This window comes from Paracoccus sp. TOH, from assembly GCF_030388245.1.
In the GTDB taxonomy this organism is placed as follows: Bacteria; Pseudomonadota; Alphaproteobacteria; order Rhodobacterales; family Rhodobacteraceae; genus Paracoccus; species Paracoccus simplex.
In genome coordinates this window covers 611,435-631,360 of the sequence record NZ_CP098362.1, presented here as the reverse complement: position 1 = coordinate 631,360, position 19,926 = coordinate 611,435, and the positions used below count along the sequence as shown (strand labels likewise).

18 protein-coding genes and 1 riboswitch are annotated in these 19,926 nt (G+C 69.1%); of the genes, 6 read left to right on the top strand and 12 right to left on the bottom strand.

Annotated features, from left to right (window positions below; all coding sequences use genetic code 11):
- The first annotated feature begins 28 nt into the window (after positions 1-28).
- On the top strand, positions 29-940 hold the full coding sequence (ligD, locus tag NBE95_RS20095; protein ID WP_289896228.1) for a non-homologous end-joining DNA ligase: 912 nt from the start codon (positions 29-31) through the stop codon (positions 938-940).
- Positions 941-944: 4 nt separating this feature from the next.
- On the opposite strand, the gene nrdF is transcribed toward ligD, so the two are convergent.
- From nrdF to nrdH, 4 genes are all read right to left on the bottom strand, one after another.
- Positions 945-1,916: a class 1b ribonucleoside-diphosphate reductase subunit beta gene (nrdF, locus tag NBE95_RS20090; protein ID WP_289896227.1), complete on the bottom strand. Its 972-nt coding sequence runs from the start codon at positions 1,914-1,916 to the stop codon at positions 945-947.
- Positions 1,917-1,991: 75 nt separating this feature from the next.
- Positions 1,992-4,118, bottom strand: coding sequence for a class 1b ribonucleoside-diphosphate reductase subunit alpha (gene nrdE, locus NBE95_RS20085; protein ID WP_289896226.1), 2,127 nt, complete (start codon positions 4,116-4,118; stop codon positions 1,992-1,994).
- Positions 4,100-4,507 carry a class Ib ribonucleoside-diphosphate reductase assembly flavoprotein NrdI gene (gene nrdI / locus NBE95_RS20080; protein ID WP_289896538.1) on the bottom strand — a complete coding sequence of 136 codons (408 nt, stop codon included), beginning with the start codon at positions 4,505-4,507 and terminating at the stop codon, positions 4,100-4,102. Before nrdI ends, nrdE begins: the two co-directional genes overlap by 19 nt.
- Positions 4,508-4,533: 26 nt before the next feature.
- The gene (gene nrdH, locus NBE95_RS20075) at positions 4,534-4,755 is read right to left on the bottom strand and encodes a glutaredoxin-like protein NrdH (protein WP_019352382.1); all 222 of its coding nucleotides are present in this window, start codon (positions 4,753-4,755) and stop codon (positions 4,534-4,536) included.
- A gap of 90 nt (positions 4,756-4,845) precedes the next feature.
- Positions 4,846-5,030, bottom strand: a riboswitch (cobalamin riboswitch).
- Positions 5,031-5,196: 166 nt separating this feature from the next.
- Here nrdH and NBE95_RS20070 point away from each other — a divergent pair.
- Positions 5,197-5,463: a hypothetical protein gene (locus NBE95_RS20070; RefSeq protein ID WP_289896225.1), complete on the top strand. Its 267-nt coding sequence runs from the start codon at positions 5,197-5,199 to the stop codon at positions 5,461-5,463.
- Here NBE95_RS20070 and NBE95_RS20065 read toward each other — a convergent pair.
- Both NBE95_RS20065 and NBE95_RS20060 read right to left on the bottom strand, forming a co-directional pair.
- Positions 5,460-6,290 carry a DUF6635 family protein gene (locus NBE95_RS20065; RefSeq protein ID WP_289896224.1) on the bottom strand — a complete coding sequence of 277 codons (831 nt, stop codon included), beginning with the start codon at positions 6,288-6,290 and terminating at the stop codon, positions 5,460-5,462. The genes NBE95_RS20070 and NBE95_RS20065 overlap by 4 nt on opposite strands.
- A gap of 67 nt (positions 6,291-6,357) precedes the next feature.
- Entirely contained in the window at positions 6,358-7,377 is a 1,020-nt protein-coding gene (locus NBE95_RS20060; RefSeq protein WP_289896223.1) for a YeiH family protein, read from the bottom strand.
- A 102-nt stretch (positions 7,378-7,479) separates the two neighbouring features.
- Here NBE95_RS20060 and NBE95_RS20055 point away from each other — a divergent pair, with 102 nt between their 5' ends.
- Complete coding sequence (locus tag NBE95_RS20055) at positions 7,480-8,382, top strand: LysR substrate-binding domain-containing protein (protein ID WP_289896222.1); 903 nt, start codon at positions 7,480-7,482, stop codon at positions 8,380-8,382.
- A 104-nt stretch (positions 8,383-8,486) separates the two neighbouring features.
- Here NBE95_RS20055 and NBE95_RS20050 read toward each other — a convergent pair whose 3' ends face one another.
- Positions 8,487-9,806: a C4-dicarboxylate transporter DctA gene (locus NBE95_RS20050; protein ID WP_289896221.1), complete on the bottom strand. Its 1,320-nt coding sequence runs from the start codon at positions 9,804-9,806 to the stop codon at positions 8,487-8,489.
- A 181-nt stretch (positions 9,807-9,987) separates the two neighbouring features.
- On the opposite strand from NBE95_RS20050, the gene NBE95_RS20045 reads away from it, so the two are divergent.
- The gene (locus NBE95_RS20045) at positions 9,988-10,884 is read left to right on the top strand and encodes a LysR family transcriptional regulator (RefSeq protein ID WP_289896220.1); all 897 of its coding nucleotides are present in this window, start codon (positions 9,988-9,990) and stop codon (positions 10,882-10,884) included.
- 297 nt (positions 10,885-11,181) lie between these two features.
- A complete protein-coding gene (locus NBE95_RS20040) occupies positions 11,182-13,314 on the top strand; it encodes a DEAD/DEAH box helicase (protein ID WP_289896219.1) in 2,133 nt (710 codons plus the stop codon).
- Here NBE95_RS20040 and NBE95_RS20035 read toward each other — a convergent pair.
- From NBE95_RS20035 to NBE95_RS20020, 4 genes are all read right to left on the bottom strand, one after another.
- The gene (locus NBE95_RS20035) at positions 13,311-14,555 is read right to left on the bottom strand and encodes an Hsp70 family protein (RefSeq protein WP_289896218.1); all 1,245 of its coding nucleotides are present in this window, start codon (positions 14,553-14,555) and stop codon (positions 13,311-13,313) included. The genes NBE95_RS20040 and NBE95_RS20035 overlap by 4 nt on opposite strands.
- A 68-nt stretch (positions 14,556-14,623) precedes the next feature.
- Positions 14,624-15,397, bottom strand: a complete 774-nt coding sequence (locus NBE95_RS20030) for a sulfite exporter TauE/SafE family protein (protein WP_289896217.1) — start codon at positions 15,395-15,397, stop codon at positions 14,624-14,626.
- 124 nt (positions 15,398-15,521) lie between these two features.
- Positions 15,522-15,947 carry a heme-binding protein gene (locus tag NBE95_RS20025; RefSeq protein WP_289896216.1) on the bottom strand — a complete coding sequence of 142 codons (426 nt, stop codon included), beginning with the start codon at positions 15,945-15,947 and terminating at the stop codon, positions 15,522-15,524.
- A gap of 32 nt (positions 15,948-15,979) precedes the next feature.
- Entirely contained in the window at positions 15,980-17,173 is a 1,194-nt protein-coding gene (locus tag NBE95_RS20020; protein ID WP_289896537.1) for an MFS transporter, read from the bottom strand.
- Between the two features lie 373 nt (positions 17,174-17,546).
- Here NBE95_RS20020 and NBE95_RS20015 point away from each other — a divergent pair, with 373 nt between their 5' ends.
- Positions 17,547-18,935 (top strand): L-cystine transporter, encoded by a 1,389-nt coding sequence (locus tag NBE95_RS20015; protein ID WP_289896215.1) that lies wholly within the window; start codon positions 17,547-17,549, stop codon positions 18,933-18,935.
- Positions 18,936-18,943: 8 nt separating this feature from the next.
- On the opposite strand, the gene NBE95_RS20010 is transcribed toward NBE95_RS20015, so the two are convergent.
- Positions 18,944-19,897 (bottom strand): LysR family transcriptional regulator, encoded by a 954-nt coding sequence (locus NBE95_RS20010; protein ID WP_289896214.1) that lies wholly within the window; start codon positions 19,895-19,897, stop codon positions 18,944-18,946.
- Positions 19,898-19,926: the final 29 nt, after the last annotated feature.

Sequence of the window (19,926 nt, the reverse complement as noted above, 5' to 3'; positions counted from 1 at the left end):
GGCGGCGTTGACCCGCCAGGAGGGAAGCATGACCCAGGATGCGATCCGGATCGCCGGAATCCCCGTCAGCAGCGGCAAGCGGGTGATCTTCGATCAGCCGCGCCTGACCAAGGCGGATCTGGCGCGTTACTATCAGGCGGTGGCCGGACCGATGTTGCGCGAGATGGCCGACCGCCCCCTGTCGCTTCTGCGCCTGCCCGAGGGCATGGCCGGCGAGCGATTCTTCCAGAAACACCCCGGCAAGGGCTTCCCCAAGGCGGTGAAGACGGTCGAGATCACCGAAAGCGACGGCGCCGCGGCGCCCTATGCCTATGTCACCGACGCCGCCGGCATCGTCGGCGCGGTGCAGATGGGCAGCGTCGAGTTCCACCTCTGGGCGGCGCATCGCGATCGGCTGGACCGGCCCGACCGGCTGGTGCTGGACTTCGATCCCGACGAGGCGCTGGACTTCGCCGCGGTGCGCGGTGCGGCGCTGGACCTGCGCGACCTGCTCGCGGATCTGGGGCTGGCCGCGTGGCCGCTGCTGACCGGCGGCAAGGGCATCCACCTGGTGGTGCCGCTGCGCCGCATCCTGGGCTGGGACCGGCTGAAGCACTTCGCCCGCGGTGTGGCGGTACTGGCCGCCGGGCGGCAACCCGAGCGTTTCACCGCCGGCATGGCCAAGGCCGGGCGCAGCGGCCGGATCTTCATCGACTGGCTGCGGAACGAACGCGGCGCCACCGCCATCGCGCCCTTCTCGATCCGCGCCCGGCCGGGGGCGCCGGTGGCCTGCCCGGTGACCTGGCAGGAACTGGAAAGCATCCCCCGCGCCTCGGTTTTTGGCCCCGAGGCGGCGTTGGAGCGCGGCTGGGGCGATCTGGAACCGCCGCCGCCGCAAGCGCTGACCGTCCGGACCGTCGCGGCACTGGACGACCAGAGCCGGGCCGCCGGCCTGGGTTGAGGCGTCAGAAGTTCCAGTCCTCGTCCTCGGTCGCGACCGCCTTGCCGATGACATAGGACGATCCCGAACCGCTGAAAAAGTCGTGGTTTTCGCTGTCGGGCGACAGCGCCGCCATGATCGCCGGATTGACCTCGCAGGCGGCGGGCGGGAACAGCGCCTCGTAGCCCAGGTTCTGCAGCGCCTTGTTGGCATTGTAATGCAGGAAGGCCTTCACGTCCTCGGTCAGGCCGATATCGTCGTAAAGCTCGGCGGTGTATTTCGCCTCGATGTCATAGAGATCGAAGATCAGCGAAAAGGCGAAATCCTTCAGCTCCTGCTGCTTTTCGGCGCTCAGCTTCTCCAGCCCGCGCTGGTACTTGTAGCCGATGTAATAGCCATGCACCGCCTCGTCGCGGATGATCAGCCGGATCAGGTCGGCGGTATTGGTCAGCTTGGCGCGGCTCGACCAGTACATCGGCAGGTAGAAGCCGGAATAGAACAGGAAGCTCTCCAGAAAGACCGAGGCGATCTTGCGCTTCAAGGGATCGCTGCCGGCCTGGTATTTCTCGACGATGGTCCGGGCCTTGGCCTGCAGATGCGGGTTCTCCTCGGCCCAGCGGAAGGCCTCGTCGACCTCCTTGGTCAGGCACAGCGTCGAGAAGATCGAGCTGTAGGACCGCGCATGGACCGCCTCCATGAAGCTGATGTTCGACAGCACCGCCTCCTCATGCGGGGTCAGCGCATCGGGCATCATCGAGGGCGCGCCGACGGTGTTCTGGATCGTGTCCAGAAGCGTCAGCCCGGTGAACACCCGGATGGTCAGCGCGCGCTCGGCCGGCCGCAGCGTCGCCCAGCTCTGCACGTCATTCGACAGCGGCACCTTTTCGGGCAGCCAGAAGTTGACGGTCAGCCGGTTCCAGACCTCCAGATCCTTCTCGTCCTCCAGCCGGTTCCAGTTGATCGCCCGCAGGGGCGTGCGCATGGCCTGATCCTTCATCCGAAGAACCCCTTTTCATCGTTTCTCAAATACCCTCGGGGGCGTGGGGGCGGACAGCCCCCACCGCCAAGGCCGTCACAGCGTGCAGGACACGCAGCCCTGCACCTCGGTGCCTTCCAGCGCGGTCTGGCGCAGCCGGATGTAATAGATCGTCTTGATGCCCTTTTTCCAGGCGTAGATCTGGGCGCGGTTGATGTCGCGCGTCGTCGCCTCGGCCGGGAAGAACAGCGTCAGCGACAGGCCCTGGTCGACATGTTCGGTCGCGGCGGCATAGGTGTCGATGATCGCCTCGGGGCCGATCTCGTAGGCGTCGCGGTAATAGTCGATGTTCTCGTTCGACATGAAGGCGGCGGGATAATAGACCCGGCCGATCTTGCCTTCCTTGCGGATCTCGATCTTGGCCACGATCGGGTGGATCGAGCTGGTCGAGTTGTTGATATAGCTGATCGAGCCGGTGGGCGGCACCGCCTGCAGATTGCGGTTGTAAAGCCCGTGCTGCATCACCGATTGCTTCAGCGCCGTCCAATCCTCACGCGTGGGCAGGGTGATGCCCTCGAACACCCGCACGACATCGGCCGAAACCGGCAGCCAGTCGCGCTCGGTATATGTGTCGAAGAACGAGCCGTCGGCATAGTTCGACTTCTCGAAATCTTTGAAGGTCCGGCCCTTTTCCTGCGCCAGCAGGTTCGAGGCCCGGATGGCGTGATAGGCGACGGCGGCGAAATAAACGCTGGTGAACTCGACACCCTCGGGGCTGCCGTAATGAATGCGCTCGCGGGCAAGGAAGCCGTGCAGGTTCATCTGGCCAAGACCGACGGCATGCGCCTCGTCATTGCCGCGGCGGATCGAGGGGACCGAGTCGATCGAGGACATTTCCGACACCGCGGTCAGCGCCCGGATCGCCGCCTCGACCGTGGCGCCGAAATCCGGCCCGTCCATGGTCGCGGCGATGTTCAGCGAGCCGAGATTGCACGAAATATCAGTGCCCAAGTGGGCATAGCTCAGATCCTCGTTGAACGCGCTCGCCTCGTTCACCTGCAGGATCTCGCTGCACAGGTTCGACATGCTGATGCGGCCATGCACGGGATTGGCGCGGTTCACCGTGTCCTCGAACATGATATAGGGATAGCCGCTTTCGAACTGGATCTCGGCGATGGTCTGGAAGAACTCTCGCGCGTTGATCTTCTTCTTCCTGATGCGTTTGTCGTCGACCATCTCGGCATATTTCTCGGTGACCGAAATTTCCGAGAAGGGCATGCCATAGACCCGCTCGACGTCGTGGGGCGAAAACAGGTACATGTCGGCGTTCTTCTTGGCCAGTTCGAAGGTCACGTCGGGGATCACCACGCCCAGGCTCAGCGTCTTGATGCGGATCTTCTCGTCGGCATTCTCGCGCTTGGTGTCCAGGAAGCGCAGGATGTCGGGGTGATGCGCGTTCAGATAGACGGCGCCGGCGCCCTGCCGCGCGCCCAGCTGGTTGGCATAGCTGAACGAATCCTCTAGGAGCTTCATCACCGGGATGACGCCCGAGGACTGGTTCTCGATGCCCTTGATCGGCGCCCCGGCCTCGCGCAGGTTGGTCAGCATCAGCGCCACGCCGCCGCCGCGTTTCGACAGCTGCAGCGCCGAGTTGATCGAGCGGCCGATACTCTCCATGTTGTCTTCAAGCCGCAGCAGGAAGCACGAGATCAGCTCGCCGCGCGATTTCTTGCCGGCATTGAGGAACGTGGGCGTCGCCGGCTGGAAACGGCCGGAGAGCATTTCATCCATGAACCGCATGGCGAGGCCCTCGTCGCCGCGCGCCAGTGTCAGGGCGACCATGACCACGCGGTCCTCGTAGCGTTCCAGGTAGCGCTGGCCGTCGCGGGTCTTCAGCGTGTAGCTGGTGTAATATTTGAACGCGCCCAGGAAGGTCGGGAAACGGAACTTCTTCTGATAGGCGGCATCCCAGATCGCGCGCTGAAAGTTCTTGGAATACTGGTCCAGCACCTCGGGCTCGTAATAGCCCTCGTCGACCAGATAGCGCAGCTTCTCGTCGAGGTTGTGGAAGAAGACGGTGTTCTGATTGACGTGCTGCAGGAAATACTGCCGCGCGGCCTTGCGGTCGGCGTCGAAGCGGATCTTCCCCTCGCCGTCGTAAAGGTTCAGCATCGCGTTCAGCGCGTGATAGTCCAGCTCGGCCTTTACGCCATCGTCAAGCATTCCGTCCCCCAGAATTCATGCAGCCCCGCCCGAACGCGGGAAATGTCCAGATCAGTCCCCGCCAGCTCGAATCGATACAGCACGGGAACGTTGCACTTGTCAGAAATCACCCGACCGGCCAAGGCATAGGTGGCGCCGAAATTCCGGTTGCCGGCGGCGATGACGCCGCGCAGCAACCCCCGGCTGCCCGGGTCGTTGAGAAAGCGGATCACCTGTTTCGGCACCGCGCCCCGACCCGTACCGTCGGCATAGGTCGGGCAGATCAGCACATAGGGCAGGACGGGCGCCGGCATCGCGTCGCGGGGCGAGAGCGGGATGCGCCCGGCCGACCAGCCGAGCCGCGCCACGAAACGCGCCGTGTTCCCCGAGGCCGAGGAATAATAGACCAGCCTGACCCCGGACCCGTCCACGGTCCTTACGACAGCCGGCCGATCATGTCGGGGCGGAAACCGGCCCAATGCGCCTCGCCGGCGACGACGACCGGCGCCTGACGATAACCCAGCGAAGTGACCAGTTCCATCGCCGCGTCATCCTCGGTCAGGTCGACCAGGTGATAATCCAGGCCGCGCGCGTCCAGGGCGCGGGTGGTGGCGGTGCATTGCACGCAGGCGGGCTTGGAATAAACGGTGATGGTCATGCCTCTGCTCCTTCATGGTCGCGGCAAAGGCAGGCCGCGGCCGAAGGCAGCGCCCCTCCGAACCGGTCCGGCCCGCGCCCGCCGCGCGGTTTCGTCCTGTCGCGTCATGGCAGGTCTTCTGACTCGCAGGTCTCGGCTCGGCTGGCCTTCCCGGTTGCCCAGTGGTGCTCCAACGTCGCTCTCCGCTTACAGCTGCGGGGGCAGTGCCGGATTCGCACCGGCTTCCCTCTTCGTCCCCGGATCGCTCCGGGTTGACCATGACCCCGCCAATAAGCCATGGCCGGAACGGCCGGTCAATCCATATCTAGTGGGAAAGGCGAAGTATCCCCAAATATCTGGTAGAGACCGGATTCCCGGCCTGGGGTTTCGGCGGCAAGAAACGGGGCTCCGGGCGGAGATTGTCCCGCCGGATTCCGGGCCGATCGCCGGCAGGGACGACCTATGCCGCTGCAAGACAAGACCATCATCGACGCCGGAGCCTCCAGCGCGTCAGGGCCGCGGCTGGGCCTTGCTGCCCGGCGCGAGAAACGGTTGCGGGATCGCGTCGCGCGGATCGTGGCGGCGGGCGGCGCGGCCGGGATGCTGGCCGGCGCGGGCACCGCGCCAGGCATGCCCGGGCGCTGGTCCGGGCTGGCGGATCACGCCAGCTTTGTGGCCGGCAGCGCCATGCTGGCGGATGGCGGCGGCAATTCGATCTGCAAGACCTAGCCCCGGAAGCTGCGCCACAGGCTGATCGCCGCATCCGACAGGTCGCCCAGCCGCGCCAGAAGATGCTCGCGCTCCAGTGCCGGCGCGGTGCCGGCGCGGTCCAGCCGCTGCAGCAGCCGCATGATGCGGCGGCGATGGGTGCCGGTCATCGTCTGCACCGGATCGGCGACCAGCCCGGCAAAGGTGGTCAGGACCGAGGCGAGCATGGCCAGAACCACGCCGGTCAGCACCACCTCGACGGTGGACAGCTCGCGCGGGAAGGCGCCATACCACATGCGCCCGGCCCAGCTTCCCAGCGCGAAATCCTCGACCGCCTGCGTCTGCGCCCGCAGCTGCGCGATCGGCCCGGCCAGCGAGATCACCCCGGGCGTGGCGCGGTGGAACAGCAGAAGCCCCGAAAGCAGAACCAGCAGTGAGGTGGTGATCTCGGAGACCGCGTTGCGGGTCTCGGCATAGTCCGAGACGGCGCGGGCCACGGTCTCGGGCGGCGCCCTGGGGGCCAGGTCCTGTTCCGCCAGGTCGTCGATGAAGCCGGCCAGATCCGCCTCGATCCGCTGCGCCACGTCGGAGGTCAGGAAGATCTGCCGGCGCGCCAGCCAGTCGCCGGCCCGGACCAGCCCGATGCGCCGCAACAGCGGCGCGACCAGCCGCACCAGCAGGAACAGCGGCGACAGCATGACGTTGACCGGTGCGCGCAGCAGGTCGGGGCCAAGGGCATGGCGATGCAGCGCCAGCGTGCCGCGCAGACCATAGCGGGCGCGGACGAAGCGGCGGACCTCGGTCTCGCGCCGGGTCAGCGGGCGGGTGTCGGCGGGCTGCAAGGCCATGGGCGCGGTCCCTCGAAGGATCGCGCCCAATCTAGGCATCGCGGCCGGGCCGCTCAATGCCGAAGACTCAGATCAGCGTCACCAGCCCGAGGCCCAGGGTCGAGATGAACAGCCAGGCCAGCGCGCCAAGCGCCAGCGGCCGGATGCCCTTGGCGCGCAGCTTGCGGATGTCGGTCTCCAGCCCCATCGCGGCCAGCGCCATGGTCAGCAGGAAGGCGGTCAGGCGGACGACCTCGGCCTGCAACGCTTCGGGCAACGGCAGGGCGCTGTTCAGCAGCACGACCGCGACGAAGCCCAGCACGAACCAGGGGGTCGGCGCCGCGCCATGCGCCTCGCCGCCGCGCCGCCGGGCCAGCGCGCCCAGCCCCAGGATCAGCGGCGCCAGCATGATGACCCGGCTGAGCTTGGCGACGGTGGCGGCCTGCCCGGCCTCGGCGCCGTGCTGGAAACCGGTGCCGACCACCTGCGCCACCTCGTGCACGGTCGCGCCGACCCAGATGCCGTAATGCGCCGGGCCCATCGCCAGCATTTCGCCCAGCACCGGCATGGCCAGCATCGAGAGCGAACCGAAGACCGTCACGCAGGCGATGGCATAGGCCACGTCCTCGTCCGAGCCGCGGGTGACGGTGTTGGTGGCGATCACCGCCGAGGCGCCGCAGACCGAGGTGCCGGCCGCGATCAGCTCGGCCAGCCGCGCCTCGACCCCCAGCGCCCGCCCGGCCCATTTGGTAAAGACGAAGGTGGCGGCCAGCGTCATCGAGATCACCGCCAGCCCCGGCAGGCCGACCGCGCGCAGCTGTTCCAGCGTCAGTTGGAAGCCCAGCAGCACGATGGCAAAGCGCAGCACCCGGCGCAGCGAAAAGGCGATGCCCGGTCGCGCCGCTGCGGGCGTGCCCAGCAGGTTGCGCAGCATCATGCCCAGCACCATCGCCACCACCAGCGGGCTGAGCGCCGGGATGCCCGAGACCCGCTGCACCGCCGTCGCCGCCACGGCGATGGCGAAAGTCAGTCCCAGCCCCGGCAGGATGGCGCCCAGCCAGCCGGTGATGGCAGGGGAATTTTGCTGACCCTGATCGGTCGAGGACATGGTTTCGCTCCTTTGTCTGTGATGCGGAACATGATCCTGATGTGACGTTCAATCCATCGCATTGTATTTGCCATATCGTTCGATTTTTCTTATGAATGGCGCATGACCCTGGAACAGCTCCGCATCTTCCTGGCCGTGGCCGAACGCCAGCATGTCACCCGCGCGGCCGAGGCGTTGAACCTGACGCAATCGGCGGTCAGCGCCGCTGTCTCGGCGCTCGAGGCGCGGCATCGCGTGCGGTTCTTCGACCGGGTGGGGCGGCGCATCGTGCTGACCGAGACGGGCGAGGCCTTCATGGCCGAGGCCCGCGCCGTGCTGGACCGCGCCGAGACCGCCGAGATGGTGCTGGAGGATCTGGCGCGCGAGCCGCGCGGGCGCTTGCGGGTCCATGCCAGCCAGACCGTCGCCAGCTACTGGCTGCCGCCGCGGCTGGTGGCGCTGCGCGAGATGCATCCGGGGATCGAACTGCGCCTGACGGTCAGCAACACCACCCAGGTCGCCGATGCGGTGCAGGAGGGCGGCGCCGATCTGGGGCTCGTCGAGGGGGCGGTGGCGCATGGCGAGCTGCACCGGCAGGTGGTGGCGCGCGACCGGCTGGTGCTGGTCATGGGCGCCGGGCATCCCTGGGTCGGGCGCGACGCGCCGCCGCCGGCCGCGCTGGCCGCGCAAAGCTGGGTGTTGCGCGAGCCGGGCTCGGGCACGCGCTCGGAATTCGAGGCCTGGCTGGGCGGGCAGGGGCTTTCCGTGGCCGCGCTGCCGGTGGCGCTGGAATTGCCCTCGAACGAGGCGGTGCTGGGCGCCGTGGCCGCCAGCCAGTGCTTGGCGGCGCTGTCGCAGCGCGCGGTGGCGCGGCCGGCCGCCTCGGGCTGGATCCGCACCCTGCCGCTGGACGGGGCCGAGCGGCCCTTCTCGCTGCTGACCAATCCGCGGCGCTATCGCACGCGGGCGGTGCAGGCGCTGATCGGCATCCTGACCGACGAAGGCTTCGCGGCCGGGCTGCCCTGACGCGAAAAGACCTGCGCCACCGGGAGGGAAGGCGCAGGCCGTCTTCTCGGCGGGGCCGGCCGGCGCTGTCGCGCAGAACCGGCCGGACCCGCGAGGCGACTTCGTCAGCCGTGCTGGGGCTGCGACAGCGGGGCGTCCTGCTGCAGCACGTCCAGCGCCGGCATGTCCTCGCCGTCAAGGATGCGCCGGGCGCGGTCGCGGTCGATGTCCCCCACCCAGGAGGCGACGACCACGGTGGCGACGCAATTGCCCAGGTAGTTCCCCAGCGCCCGGGCGATGCCCATGAACCAGTCCACCGACAGCACCAGCACCAGGCCGATGGCGGGAATGGCCGGGATCGCGGCCAGCGTTGCGGCCAGGATCACGATGGCCGAGCCCGGCACCCCATGCGCGCCCTTGGACGTCACCAGCGCCACGCCCAGGATGGCCAGCAGGTCCATGGTGGACAGCGGCGTGTTGGTCGCCTGGGCGATGAACACCGCCGCCAGCGTCAGATAGATCGAGAAGGCGTCGAGATTGAAGGAATAGCCCGTCGGCACCACCAGGCCCACGGTCGAGTCCTTGATGCCCAGATGTTCGAGCTTGCGCATGGTCTGCGGCAGCACCGAATCGCTCGAGGCGGTGCCGGCGACGATGCTGATCTCGGTGCGCAGGTAGCGCAGCAGCTTGAAGATGCTGAAGCCGGCCAGCCGCATCACGAAGCCCAGCACCACGAAGACGAAGATGGCGATGGTGACGTAGAACAACGCGACCAGCGAGCCCAGCTGCGCCAGCGAGCCGATGCCGTATTGCCCGACGGTGAAGGCGATGGCGCCAAAGACACCCAGCGGCGCCAGCCGGACGATGAAGCCCATGATCTTGAAGGTGACGTCCCCCGTCAGCTCGATCATGTGCAGCAGCGGCTTGCCGCGCTCGCCCACCAGCGACAGGGCGCAGCCGAACAGGATCGCGACCAGCAGCACCTGCAGCACGTCGCCCTGGGCGAAGCCGCTGATCATCGTGGTCGGGATCAGCTTCATCAGGAACTCGACGGTGCCGCCGCTGCTGACCTCATGCGCGCGGTCGACATAGGCCGACAATGCCGAGGCGTCGAGCTGGCTCACGTCGATGTTCATGCCGTGGCCGGGCCCGAACAGATAGGCGATGGCGATGCCAAGCGCCAGGGCGATGGTGGTGATGATCTCGAAATAGATGATGGCGCGGATGCCGACCTTGCCGACCTTTTTCAGGTCGCCCGCGCCGGCGATGCCATGCACCACGACGCAGAACACGATGACGGGGATCAGCATCTTGATCAGCTTGATGAACCCGTCCCCCAGCGGTTTCATCTTGGCGGCGAATTCGGGCGCGAAGAAGCCGGCGATCACCCCCAGCACCAGCGCGACGCAAACCTGTCCAAACAAGGACCTGGACCAATTCGGCATGTGTTTTCCGTTCCTCCCTGTGACGGAAGGGCCGGGTCGCGGCCTGGCGGTCTGGCGATGCGTCTCCTCCCGCATCGGCGGCGCGCGGTCGCGGCTGGCCCTTCATGCCGAAGATTGTTGCCAATGGCATATCGGTGTCTAATATTGATTTGCCGCTGACCTATACGGTGATGCTATGAGAATGCGCCAGCTTCGCTGCTTCGTCGTCCTGGCCGAGGAGCTGAACTTCACCCGCGCCGCCCGGCGGCTGAACATGTCGCAGCCGCCGCTGAGCACGCAAATCCAGACACTTGAGCGCGAGGTCGGCGCCGAGCTCATCAGCCGCACCAGCCGCAGGGTGGCGCTGACCCGGGCGGGGACGCTGTTCCTGCCGCGGGCGCGCAACATGCTCGACCAGTATGAACGCAGCCTGCACGAGATCCGCGAAATCCAGCAGGGCCAGGACGGTCTGCTGGAAATCGGCGCCACCGGCTCGATCCTGCGCGGCGGCCTTGCCGAGCTTCTGGCGCGTTTCGCCCGGCTGCACCCGCGAATCACCCTGCGCGTCCACGAACAGACCCCGGCCGCGCAGCTGACCGAAGTGCTGAGCCGGCGCACGGATGTCAGCTTCAACCGCTCGGTGCCGCGCGACGCGGAACTGGCCCATGAATACGGCTGGCGCGAGGAGATGGTGGCGCTGGTGCGCAGCGATCACCGGCTGGCCGGGCGCACCTGCGTCTCGATCGACGACCTGCGCGAGGATCAGCACGTGGTGCTGCGCCCGGACAGTTCGGATTTCGCCGCCTATGTCATGGCCTGCATCGTCGCCTCGGGCTATCGGCCGCGGGTCTCGCAGCAGGTGGTGGACGCGCAGTCGATCCCCAGCCTGATCGTGGCGGGCTTCGGGGTCAGCATCGTGCCGGCGGGCATCGCCAAGCTGACGGCCGGGCCGCTGACCTTTCTGCCGCTCCGCCCCGACCCGCCGGTTTCCGAGGTCTATATCGTCTATCACCACCGCGACCCGGCCCCGGCGTTGCAACTGTTCCTGGCCGAGATCCGCCGCAGTCTGGGCCACGATCCGGCCGGGCCGGTGTGCTGAGGGTCCGACCCGGCGGGCGCGCGGCGGCATCATCGCGCCCGGAGGGGCCGGATGACCCAGATGCTGCGAATGTTGCGCCGGCGGGCGCAGATGAACCGCCTGGCCAATGCGCGGCGGCGCGGCTGGACCGCGGATCAGCTGATGCGGTCCTAGTTTGGCTTTGACTTGTGGACCGGGACAGGATAGGCGGGCGGCTTGGCTCCGCGTTCCGGGCCGGCGGGCCGTTGGGAGGGCCCGGCCGCAAAGGGGAATGGTGCCTTCACCCGGATGCCCCGCATCCCCTTTCTGGCGAAGAAAATGAACGAACATGATATTGCCGCGCCTCTGGCCGCGGCGCTGGCGGCCAAGGGCTATGCCAGCCTGACTTCCGTGCAAGAGGCCGCGCTGGCCCCCGGGGCGCGGGGCCGCGACGTGCTGGTCTCGGCCCAGACCGGCTCGGGCAAGACCGTGGCCTTCGGCCTGGCCATGGCCGCCGACATCCTGGACGGCGACGGCCTGCCCGAGGCCGGGCAGCCGCTGGCGCTGGCCATCGCGCCGACCCGCGAACTGGCGCTGCAGGTGGCGCGCGAACTGGGCTGGCTTTACGAGCAGGCGGGCGTGCGCATCGCCACCTGCGTCGGCGGCATGGACTACCGCACCGAGCGCCGGGCGTTGGAGCGCGGGGCGCATATCGTCGTCGGCACCCCCGGCCGGCTGCGCGACCATATCGAGCGCGGCTCGCTGGATCTGACCGCCTTGCGCGCCTGCGTGCTGGACGAGGCGGACGAGATGCTGGACCTGGGCTTCCGCGAGGATCTGGAATTCATCCTGGGCAGCGCGCCGGCCGAGCGCCGCACGCTGCTGTTCTCGGCCACCGTGCCGCCGGCCATCGAGGCGCTGGCCCGCGATTTCCAGCGTGATGCGCTGCGCATCCAGGCCATGGGCGAGGCGCGCCAGCACGGCGACATCGAATATCGTGCCCTGTCGGTGACCACCCGCGACCGCGAGCACGCGATTTTCAACACCCTGCGCTATTACGAGGCCAGCCGGGCCATCATCTTCTGCAAGACCCGGGCCAATGTGAACCACCTGCTGGCGCGCATGGGCAATCGCGGCTTCAAGGTGGTGGCGCTGTCGGGCGAGCTGTCCCAGCAAGAGCGCAGCCATGCCCTGCAGGCGCTGCGCGACGGTCGGGCGCGGGTCTGCATCGCCACCGACGTGGCGGCGCGCGGCATCGACCTGCCGGGGCTGGAGCTGGTGATCCATGCCGACCTGCCCACCAATCCCGACACGCTGCTGCACCGTTCCGGCCGCACCGGCCGGGCCGGGGCCAAGGGCACTTCGGTGCTGATCGTGCCGTCCTCGGAATACAAGCGGGCGCAGCGGCTGTTGCAGCGCGCCAAGCTGGTCGCGGACTGGGGCAAGGCGCCTTCGGCCGATGAGGTGCAGGCCCGCGACGACGAGCGGATGCTGGAGCATCCGGCGCTGGCCGAGGCGCCGGGCGAGGAGGCGGGGCTGGCCGCCGCGCTGCTTGACCGGTTTGGCGCCGAGCGGGTCGCCGCAGCCTTCTTGCGGCTGTGGCGCGAGGGGCGCCCGGCGCCCGAGGAGCTGTCGGAAAGCGTGGGCCCTGCGCCTGCTGCGCCGCGCGAACGCGGCGAGTTCGGGCCGGCGGTCTGGTTCCTGCTCTCGGTCGGCCATTCCGGCCGGGCCGAGGCGCGCTGGCTGCTGCCCAAGATCTGCGAGGCGGGCAACATCACCCGCGATGCCATCGGCGCGATCCGGGTCAAGACCGAGCAGACCTTCGTGCAGATCGCCGCCGCCGCCACGCCGAATTTCGGCGAGCGGATCGAGCTGGAACCCGGCCTGACCATGCGCCGGATCGAGGGCGAACCGGTCTTCGACGCACCCGCGCCGCGCGACCGGAAGCCGGTGCGCCATGGGTATTTGGAAAACGGTGAAACGGCAGGCGCGGCGCATCCCGCCCGCGAGAAGAAGCCGCATCGCGGCCAGGCGCCGCATGCCGCGCGGCCCGAGCCGCTGGAGCCGCGCGCCGAGGATCGGCCCAAGCCGGCCCGGCGTCCGGCCTTGCTGGACCCCGACGCGGTGAGGCCGCGCGCCGCCCGGACCGCTGCCGCTGCCGATCACGGCCGCGACCGCGGCGAGTACGCGCCGGAAGCCGAAGCGGCGGAAGCCCCGCGCAAGGCCCGCTGGAGCAGCGAGAAGAAGCAGGCGCAGAAGACCACCCCCAAGCCAAGCCCGCGGGCGGGCCTGAAATCGGCGGGCTTCAAGTCGCATGGCGTGGCGCGCGACGACCGGTCGGGCCGGGGCGAGGGTGCCGAGGCGCGGCCGAAACGCGCCGCGGGTTTCAAGTCGCACAAGGCGGCCGGCGGCTTCCAGGGCAAGGGCGGCGACAAGCCGTTCCGCGCCGGGCCGAAGCCGGGCAAGCGCTAGCGCCTCGTTGCCGTTGCCAGCGCCAGCCCGTCCACCACGGCGGTGAAGGCCCCCGCGCGCAGCAGCTGCGCCCCGGGGCAGAGCCGCAGCGCTTCGTCGGCGACCAGGCCCATCAGGCTGGAGCCGCCGACCAGGATGACGCTGCCGACCTGGGCCGGCGCGATGCCCGCCAGCCGCAGCGTCTCGGCGGCGGCTTCGTGGAGTTCGGCGCGATGGCCCGCCAGCGCCGCGTCGAGCGCGGCGGGCGAGATCGCCGGCGCCAGCCCCGGCTCGACGAAGCCCATGGCGATGCGCGCACCCTCGCCGGCATTGGCGGCGATCTTGCCGCGCTCGACCGCGAAGGCCAGTTCATGGCCCAGTTCCTCGTCCAGCACCGCGACAAGGCGGTCCATGGCGGCGCGGTCTACCGCCATGCGGGCCATCTCGGCGGCCATGCGCCGCGTCTCGGGCACGTAGAGGAAGGGGATCTTGGCCCAGGTCGCCAGATCGACATAGATCGCATTCGGCACCGGAAGCAGCCCCGGCCCCATGGCGCGGCGCAGTTCGCCGCCATGACCCAGCGCCGGCATGGCATGGTTCAGCGAGACCTGCTGGTCGAAATCCGTGCCGCCCAGCCGGATGCCGTGATTGGCGAGGATGTCCAGCCTGTCGCCGCGGCTGCGGAAGGCCGAGAAATCCGAGGTGCCGCCGCCGATATCGACGATCAACCCGATCTCGTCCGCCCGGCCAAGGCCATGGCTGGCCAGCGCCGCGGCCTCGGGCTCGGGCAGGAAGGCGACCTCGTCGAAACCCGCTGCCAGATAGCAGTCGCGCAGGTCGGCCTCGGCCTGCGCGTCGCGGGCCGGATCGTTCGAGTGGAAATGCACCGGCCGGCCGGAAAGCGCGCGGCGGAAGCGGCGGCCGGTCGTCGCCTCGGCCCGTTCGCGCAGCGTGGCGAGAAAGGCGGCGACGATTTCCGCCAGGGTGCGGCGCTTGCCGGCGATCAGCCGCGATTCGTGGAAAAGCCCGGTTCCGAGCACACTTTTCAGCGCCCGCATGTAGCGGCCTTCGTCGCCCGCGATCAGCGCCTCGGCCGCCGCCGCGCCGATGCGCATGGCGCCGCTGCGGGCCGGGAAGAACACGGCGGTGGGCAGGGTTTCGGCCCCCGGCTCGATGGCGATGCGCCGCGGCCGGCCGTCCTGCAGGATCGCCGCGGCCGAGTTCGAGGTTCCGAAGTCGATGGCGAGCATGTCGTTTTGCATTTCCCTGCGCCCTGTTTCCGCAAAGCCCGGGCGGATAGCCTGTCCGGCGTTGCAGCGCAAGCCGGGGGTCAGAACAGCCCGGCCAGCGCCCGCGCCCCGGCAAGCCCGGCCGACAGCGCCATGACCCCCAGCGCCAGCCCGCGATAATGCCGCGGGTCGAGGCGACGGAACAGCTGCCCGCCGACCCAGGTGCCCGAGACCAGCAGCGGCAGCAGCGCCAGGCTGAGCCCCAGCGTGCGCAGATCCACCGCCCCCGCGACCGCCAGCCCCGGCAGGGTGATCAGCGCCGAGGCGAAGAAGAAGATCATCATCGAGGCCCTGGCCCGCGCAGCCGGGGTGCCGCTGGCGACGAAATAGGCCACGGTGGGCGGGCCGGGCATGGCGGCGAGGCTGCCGAACAGGCCCGACAGCGCCCCGGCCGCCAAGGTCATGCCGGGGCCGGGCGCCAGATGGCGGTGCGGCTGGCGCAGCATCATGCCCAGCCCGGCCAGCGAGATCGCGGCGATGGCAAGCCGCCCGGCATCGGGGTCGAACAGCGCCAGCGCCGCGATGCCGAAGGGCATGCCCAGTAGCGAGCCCAGCGACAGCCGCAGCACCGCCGCGCGATCATAGCTGCCATGCAGGTGCATGAGGTCGCGAAAGCCGATCATCACCTGCAGCAGGATGGCGCTGGCCACCGCCACGCGCGGCTGGATGATCAGCGACATCAGCGGCACCGCCGCCAAGGCGAAGCCGAAGCCGGTCAGGCCGCGCAGGATGGCTGCGCCGAAGACGGCCGCGGCGATGGGCAGGAACCAGAGCAGCATGATCTCTTGCAGGCAGGTGAGGCGCCCCCGCGCCATGATGGCAGGGGAATGCGCCCGCCTTATCCGGCGCGTCGCTTGGCGTCCAGACCGGCCCCGGCCGGTGCCCCGCCGGGTGTGGCATGACGGGAACGGACGAGATCGCCCGTCCCTTGCCCAAAGGTCAGGCGCGGTGCGCCCGCCAATGGTCGATGCCCGCCTGCGCCACCGCCTGATCCTGCGCCGGCGTTCCGGACGAGACGCCGATGCCGCCGACGATGTGGCCGTCATGCTCGACCGGCAGGCCGCCGCCCACCACCATCAGCCGCCCGCCGATGGCCGAGGAAATCCCCCAGGCCGGTGCGCCCGGCTGGCTGGCGGCGCCGTATTCATGCGTGGCCTTGCGCGCCGCGGCGGCGGTGAAGGCCTTGTCGACGGCAATGGTCGCCGAGGTCACCTTGCCGCCATCCATGCGCGAAAAGGCCAGCAGCTGCCCGCTTTCGTCGGTGACGGCGATGCACATGGGCACGCCGATCCCGTGCGCATGGGTCTCGGCGCCGGCGATCAGCAGGCGGGCGTCCGCCTGGTCCAGTCGGGTGATGGTGAGCATGGGTTCCTCCTTTGAAAATCTTGCGCAGCCGTTCATTCCGCCGGGGCGCGGCCGGGCAGCGGCGCAGGCGCGGCGGCGCGACCCAGCGCGGGCCGGTAGCTTTGCGGCGACAGGCGCAGGGCCAGCAGGCCGACCAGCAGCACCGCCCCCAGATGCAGTTCCCACCCGGCGGCGAAGCTGCCGGTTTGGTCATGCAGCGCCGCCAGCAGCCAGGGCGGCAGGGCCGCCAGCAGGAAGCCGCCGCCTTGCATCAGCGCGGCCAGGGCGCCGGCTTCGACCGGGTCGGGCAGGTGGTCCAGTGCCACCACCATCATCAGCGAGAAGCAGCCGCCAAGCCCCGCGCCCAGCAGGAAGGCGGTCAGATGCGGGGCGGCCTCGGGGCGCAGCGCCAGCAGGGCGAAGCCCAGGGCCTGCAGGGCAAGGCAACCCAGCAGCCAGGGCCGCCGGTCGCTGCCGCGGCTGGCGAGCACCGGCGTCAGCAGGGCCGAGATTGCCTGGCCCACGGCCAGCAGCGCCAGCAGCTCGCCGCTGGCGCCGGCCGTCCAGCCCAGGTCGCGGAAGGCCGGCGCGAGCCATGCCACCGACGAGGAATAGCCGCCATTGATCAGGCCGAAACAGGCCATCAGCAACCAGACCCGCGGCCGACCCAGCCAGCCCCGCAAGGCCAGGCCGCCGCTGCGGCCGGCGCCCTGTTCGCGGGGCAGGACAAGGGCGACCAGCAAGGCCGTCAGCGCCGCGGGCAGGGCCAGCCAGCCCAGCGCCAGGCGCCAGCTGCCGCTCCAGCCGGCGACCAGCGGCGCGGCCTGGGCGCCGAAGGCGCCGCCGCCCATCATCATCGAGGCATAAAGCCCCATCGCCAGGCTGACGCGGCGCGGGAACTCGCGCTTGATGACGGCGGGAAACACCGCCTGCACCGCCGCCGCGCCAAGCCCCAGCAGCACGGCCGAACCCAGCATCTGGGCCGCCGAATGCGCGACCAGCCGCAGGGCCGAGCCCAGGGCCAGCACCAGCAGCGCCGCGACGGTGGCGCGCTTTGCGCCCAGCCGCGCCTGCAGGCCCGGCCCGAAGAAGGCGCCGGCGCCCATCAGCAGGATCGGCAGCAGGGTCAGCAGCGACAGGCCCTGCAGGGAAAGGCCGGTATCGGCCGCGACCGGACCCGCCACCGGGCCGAGCCCGGTCAGGAAGGGGCGCAGCGCCAGGCCGACCAGCGCCACGACCGCAAGCATCCAGGGCCGCGGATCGGCCGCGGGTTTCGCCTTGTTCGCAGTCACTGGTCCTGTCGCTCCTTCTCGCGGATCGGCCGGGCGCCATGGGGCTGTTGCGAAGCCGGAGGTTGATTGCGAAACCTGCCCGGTGATGCGATCCTGCGGAACGATAGCCCGGCGGGTCCGGGCTGATAATCGACAATATCCGCATACAGTCGCAATATTTCCTGAAATATCGAGCCTGCATACCGGCATTGCGGCGCTTGCGGCGGGTGATGGGACTTCCTTTATCGGCAGAACCCCGTGATGCTGCACGGGTCTTGTCCGGTCCCTGCTATACGCCGGGCGTGCATTATGGCTTAACGGAACAATCTGAAATTGCCGGAGATGCGCGATGGTATCCGTTCTCATCAACCTTGCGATATTCGCCGCCCTGATCGTCGCCCTGGTCCGCCTGCAAGGCGGCCAGCTGTCGCTGTCGGTGCGGGTCTTCATCGGCCTGATCCTGGGCACCGTGTTCGGGATCGGGCTGCAACTGGTCTACGGCCTGGAATCCGAGGCGCTGCAGACCACGATCAACTGGATCAACATCGTCGGAAACGGCTATGTGCAGCTTCTGCAGATGGTGGTCATGCCGCTGGTCTTCGCGGCGATCCTCAGCGCCGTGGCGCGGCTGCACGACGCCTCGGCGCTGGGGCGGATCTCGGTGCTGACGCTGGGCACGCTGCTGTTCACCACGCTGATCGCGGCCTTCGTGGGCGTGGTCATGTCGCTGATCTTCAACCTGACCGCCGAGGGTCTGGCCCAGGGCGCCGCCGAGACGGCGCGGCTGACGGCGCTGGAAAGCAGCTATGCGCCCAAGGTCGCCGACCTGACCGTGCCGCAGCTGATCCTGTCCTTCATTCCCAAGAACCCCTTCGCCGACCTGACCGGGGCCAACCCGACCTCGATCATCTCGGTGGTGATCTTCGCGGCCTTCCTGGGCGTCGCCGCGATCCGGCTGGTGCGCCGCGACGAGGAACGGGGCCGCAGCCTGCTGGCCCTGATCGACGTGCTGCAGGGCTGGATCAGCCAGCTCGTGCGGCTGATCATGGCGCTGACCCCTTACGGCGTCATGGCGCTGATGACCAAGATGGCGGCGACCTCGAACGCGGCCGACATCCTGAATCTCGGCAAGTTCGTCATCGCCTCGTATATCGGCCTGGCGATCATGTTCGTGGTGCATGGCGTGCTGCTGACCCTGACCGGGGTGAATCCGCTGCTGTTCTTCAAGAAGATCATCCCGGCGCTCAGCTTCGCCTTTTCCAGCCGCTCCAGCGCCGCGACCATTCCGCTGAACGTCGAGATCCAGACCCGCCGGCTGGGCATCCCGCAGACCATCGCCAGCTTCTCGGCCTCGTTCGGGGCCACGATCGGGCAGAACGGCTGCGCCGGGCTTTATCCGGCGATGCTGGCGGTGATGGTGGCGCCGACCGTGGGCATCAACCCGACCGATCCGGGCTGGATCATCACGCTGCTGGCCATCGTCACCCTGTCCTCGGCCGGGGTGGCCGGGGTCGGCGGCGGCGCGACCATGGCGGCGCTGATCGTGCTGCCGGCCATGGGCCTGCCGGTGACGCTGGTGGCCCTGCTGATCTCGGTCGAGCCGCTGATCGACATGGGCCGCACGGCGCTGAACGTCTCGGGTGCGATGACCGCCGGCACCGTCACCTCGCAATTGCTGGGACAGACCGACAAGTCCGTCCTGCAGAACAGCGAGGCGGGCGAGCTGCAGAACGCCTGACCCGCGGGTCAGGCATGGGCCTCGCGGACCGGGCTGCGCGAGAGGGCGACCAGCTTCTCGCGCAGCCGCATCGCCAGCGGCGACAGCGGCCGGCGCTTGAGGTCGAGCAGGTAATAGGGCGAGACGCGGATCTCGTGCGGGACTTGCAGCACCGCGAAACCGGCCCCGACCGGCGGCCGGATCAAGAGTTCGGCCACCTCCTCGGACATCGGGGCCACCGCGTCGCATTGCGCCAGATAGGCGATGGTCAGCAGAAGCGAGGGGCTGTTGACGATGTTGCGGGGCTCGGCCAGGCCGACATCGGCAAAGGCCGCCAGCGCCGCCTCGCGGATCGGGGCGCCACGGCTTTGCATCACCCATTCCTGCCCGGCCAGCTCGGTCAGCGTGACCGAGGAGGAGCGGCAGAGCGGATGGCTCGACCGCACCAGAAAGGACACTTTCTCGTCCCGCATCGGCAGGATGTTGAAGTCCTGGCTGTCGAATTCCGGCAGGATGCGGGCCAGCACGAAATCCATCTCTCCGGCGGCCAGATGGCCCAGCAACTCGCGCGAGGGCATGACGTCCACGGTGATGTCGGCGTCCGGCGCCGTCTGCTTGATCTCGCGGATGGCGGTCACCAGATAGCCCACCGCCGGACCCGTCACCGCGCCGACCCGCAGCGAGCCGCCGAACCCTTCGCGCAGGGCGCGCACATCGGCGACCATGCTGAACATCTCGCGCAGGATGACGCGGGCGCGGCGCAGGACGGCGCGGCCGATCTCGGTCGGCTCCATCCCCTTGGGCTGGCGCAGGAACAGCTGGGCGCCGACCTGGTTCTCGATCTCGGCCAGCATGCGCGAGGCGGCCGGCTGGGTCATGCCCACCGTCTCGGCCGCGAGTTGCAGCTGGCCATGCTCCGCGATCTGCTGGATCAGGCGCAGCTGGGCGGGTTTCAGCATCAGGCGGGCGGGAGGCAGGGACATGTCACCGACGATATGCAGATTGCGGATCG

Coding starts and splice junctions, on each gene's coding strand:
- ligD (WP_289896228.1), top strand. CDS start 29: ATGACCCAGGATGCGATCCGGATCGCCGGAATCCCCGTCAGCAGCGGC.
- nrdF (WP_289896227.1), bottom strand. CDS start 1,916: ATGAAGGATCAGGCCATGCGCACGCCCCTGCGGGCGATCAACTGGAAC.
- nrdE (WP_289896226.1), bottom strand. CDS start 4,118: ATGCTTGACGATGGCGTAAAGGCCGAGCTGGACTATCACGCGCTGAAC.
- nrdH (WP_019352382.1), bottom strand. CDS start 4,755: ATGACCATCACCGTTTATTCCAAGCCCGCCTGCGTGCAATGCACCGCC.
- NBE95_RS20070 (WP_289896225.1), top strand. CDS start 5,197: ATGCCGCTGCAAGACAAGACCATCATCGACGCCGGAGCCTCCAGCGCG.
- NBE95_RS20065 (WP_289896224.1), bottom strand. CDS start 6,290: ATGGCCTTGCAGCCCGCCGACACCCGCCCGCTGACCCGGCGCGAGACC.
- NBE95_RS20060 (WP_289896223.1), bottom strand. CDS start 7,377: ATGTCCTCGACCGATCAGGGTCAGCAAAATTCCCCTGCCATCACCGGC.
- NBE95_RS20055 (WP_289896222.1), top strand. CDS start 7,480: ATGACCCTGGAACAGCTCCGCATCTTCCTGGCCGTGGCCGAACGCCAG.
- NBE95_RS20050 (WP_289896221.1), bottom strand. CDS start 9,806: ATGCCGAATTGGTCCAGGTCCTTGTTTGGACAGGTTTGCGTCGCGCTG.
- NBE95_RS20045 (WP_289896220.1), top strand. CDS start 9,988: ATGCGCCAGCTTCGCTGCTTCGTCGTCCTGGCCGAGGAGCTGAACTTC.
- NBE95_RS20040 (WP_289896219.1), top strand. CDS start 11,182: ATGAACGAACATGATATTGCCGCGCCTCTGGCCGCGGCGCTGGCGGCC.
- NBE95_RS20035 (WP_289896218.1), bottom strand. CDS start 14,555: ATGCAAAACGACATGCTCGCCATCGACTTCGGAACCTCGAACTCGGCC.
- NBE95_RS20030 (WP_289896217.1), bottom strand. CDS start 15,397: ATGGCGCGGGGGCGCCTCACCTGCCTGCAAGAGATCATGCTGCTCTGG.
- NBE95_RS20025 (WP_289896216.1), bottom strand. CDS start 15,947: ATGCTCACCATCACCCGACTGGACCAGGCGGACGCCCGCCTGCTGATC.
- NBE95_RS20020 (WP_289896537.1), bottom strand. CDS start 17,173: ATGCTTGCGGTCGTGGCGCTGGTCGGCCTGGCGCTGCGCCCCTTCCTG.
- NBE95_RS20015 (WP_289896215.1), top strand. CDS start 17,547: ATGGTATCCGTTCTCATCAACCTTGCGATATTCGCCGCCCTGATCGTC.
- NBE95_RS20010 (WP_289896214.1), bottom strand. CDS start 19,897: ATGTCCCTGCCTCCCGCCCGCCTGATGCTGAAACCCGCCCAGCTGCGC.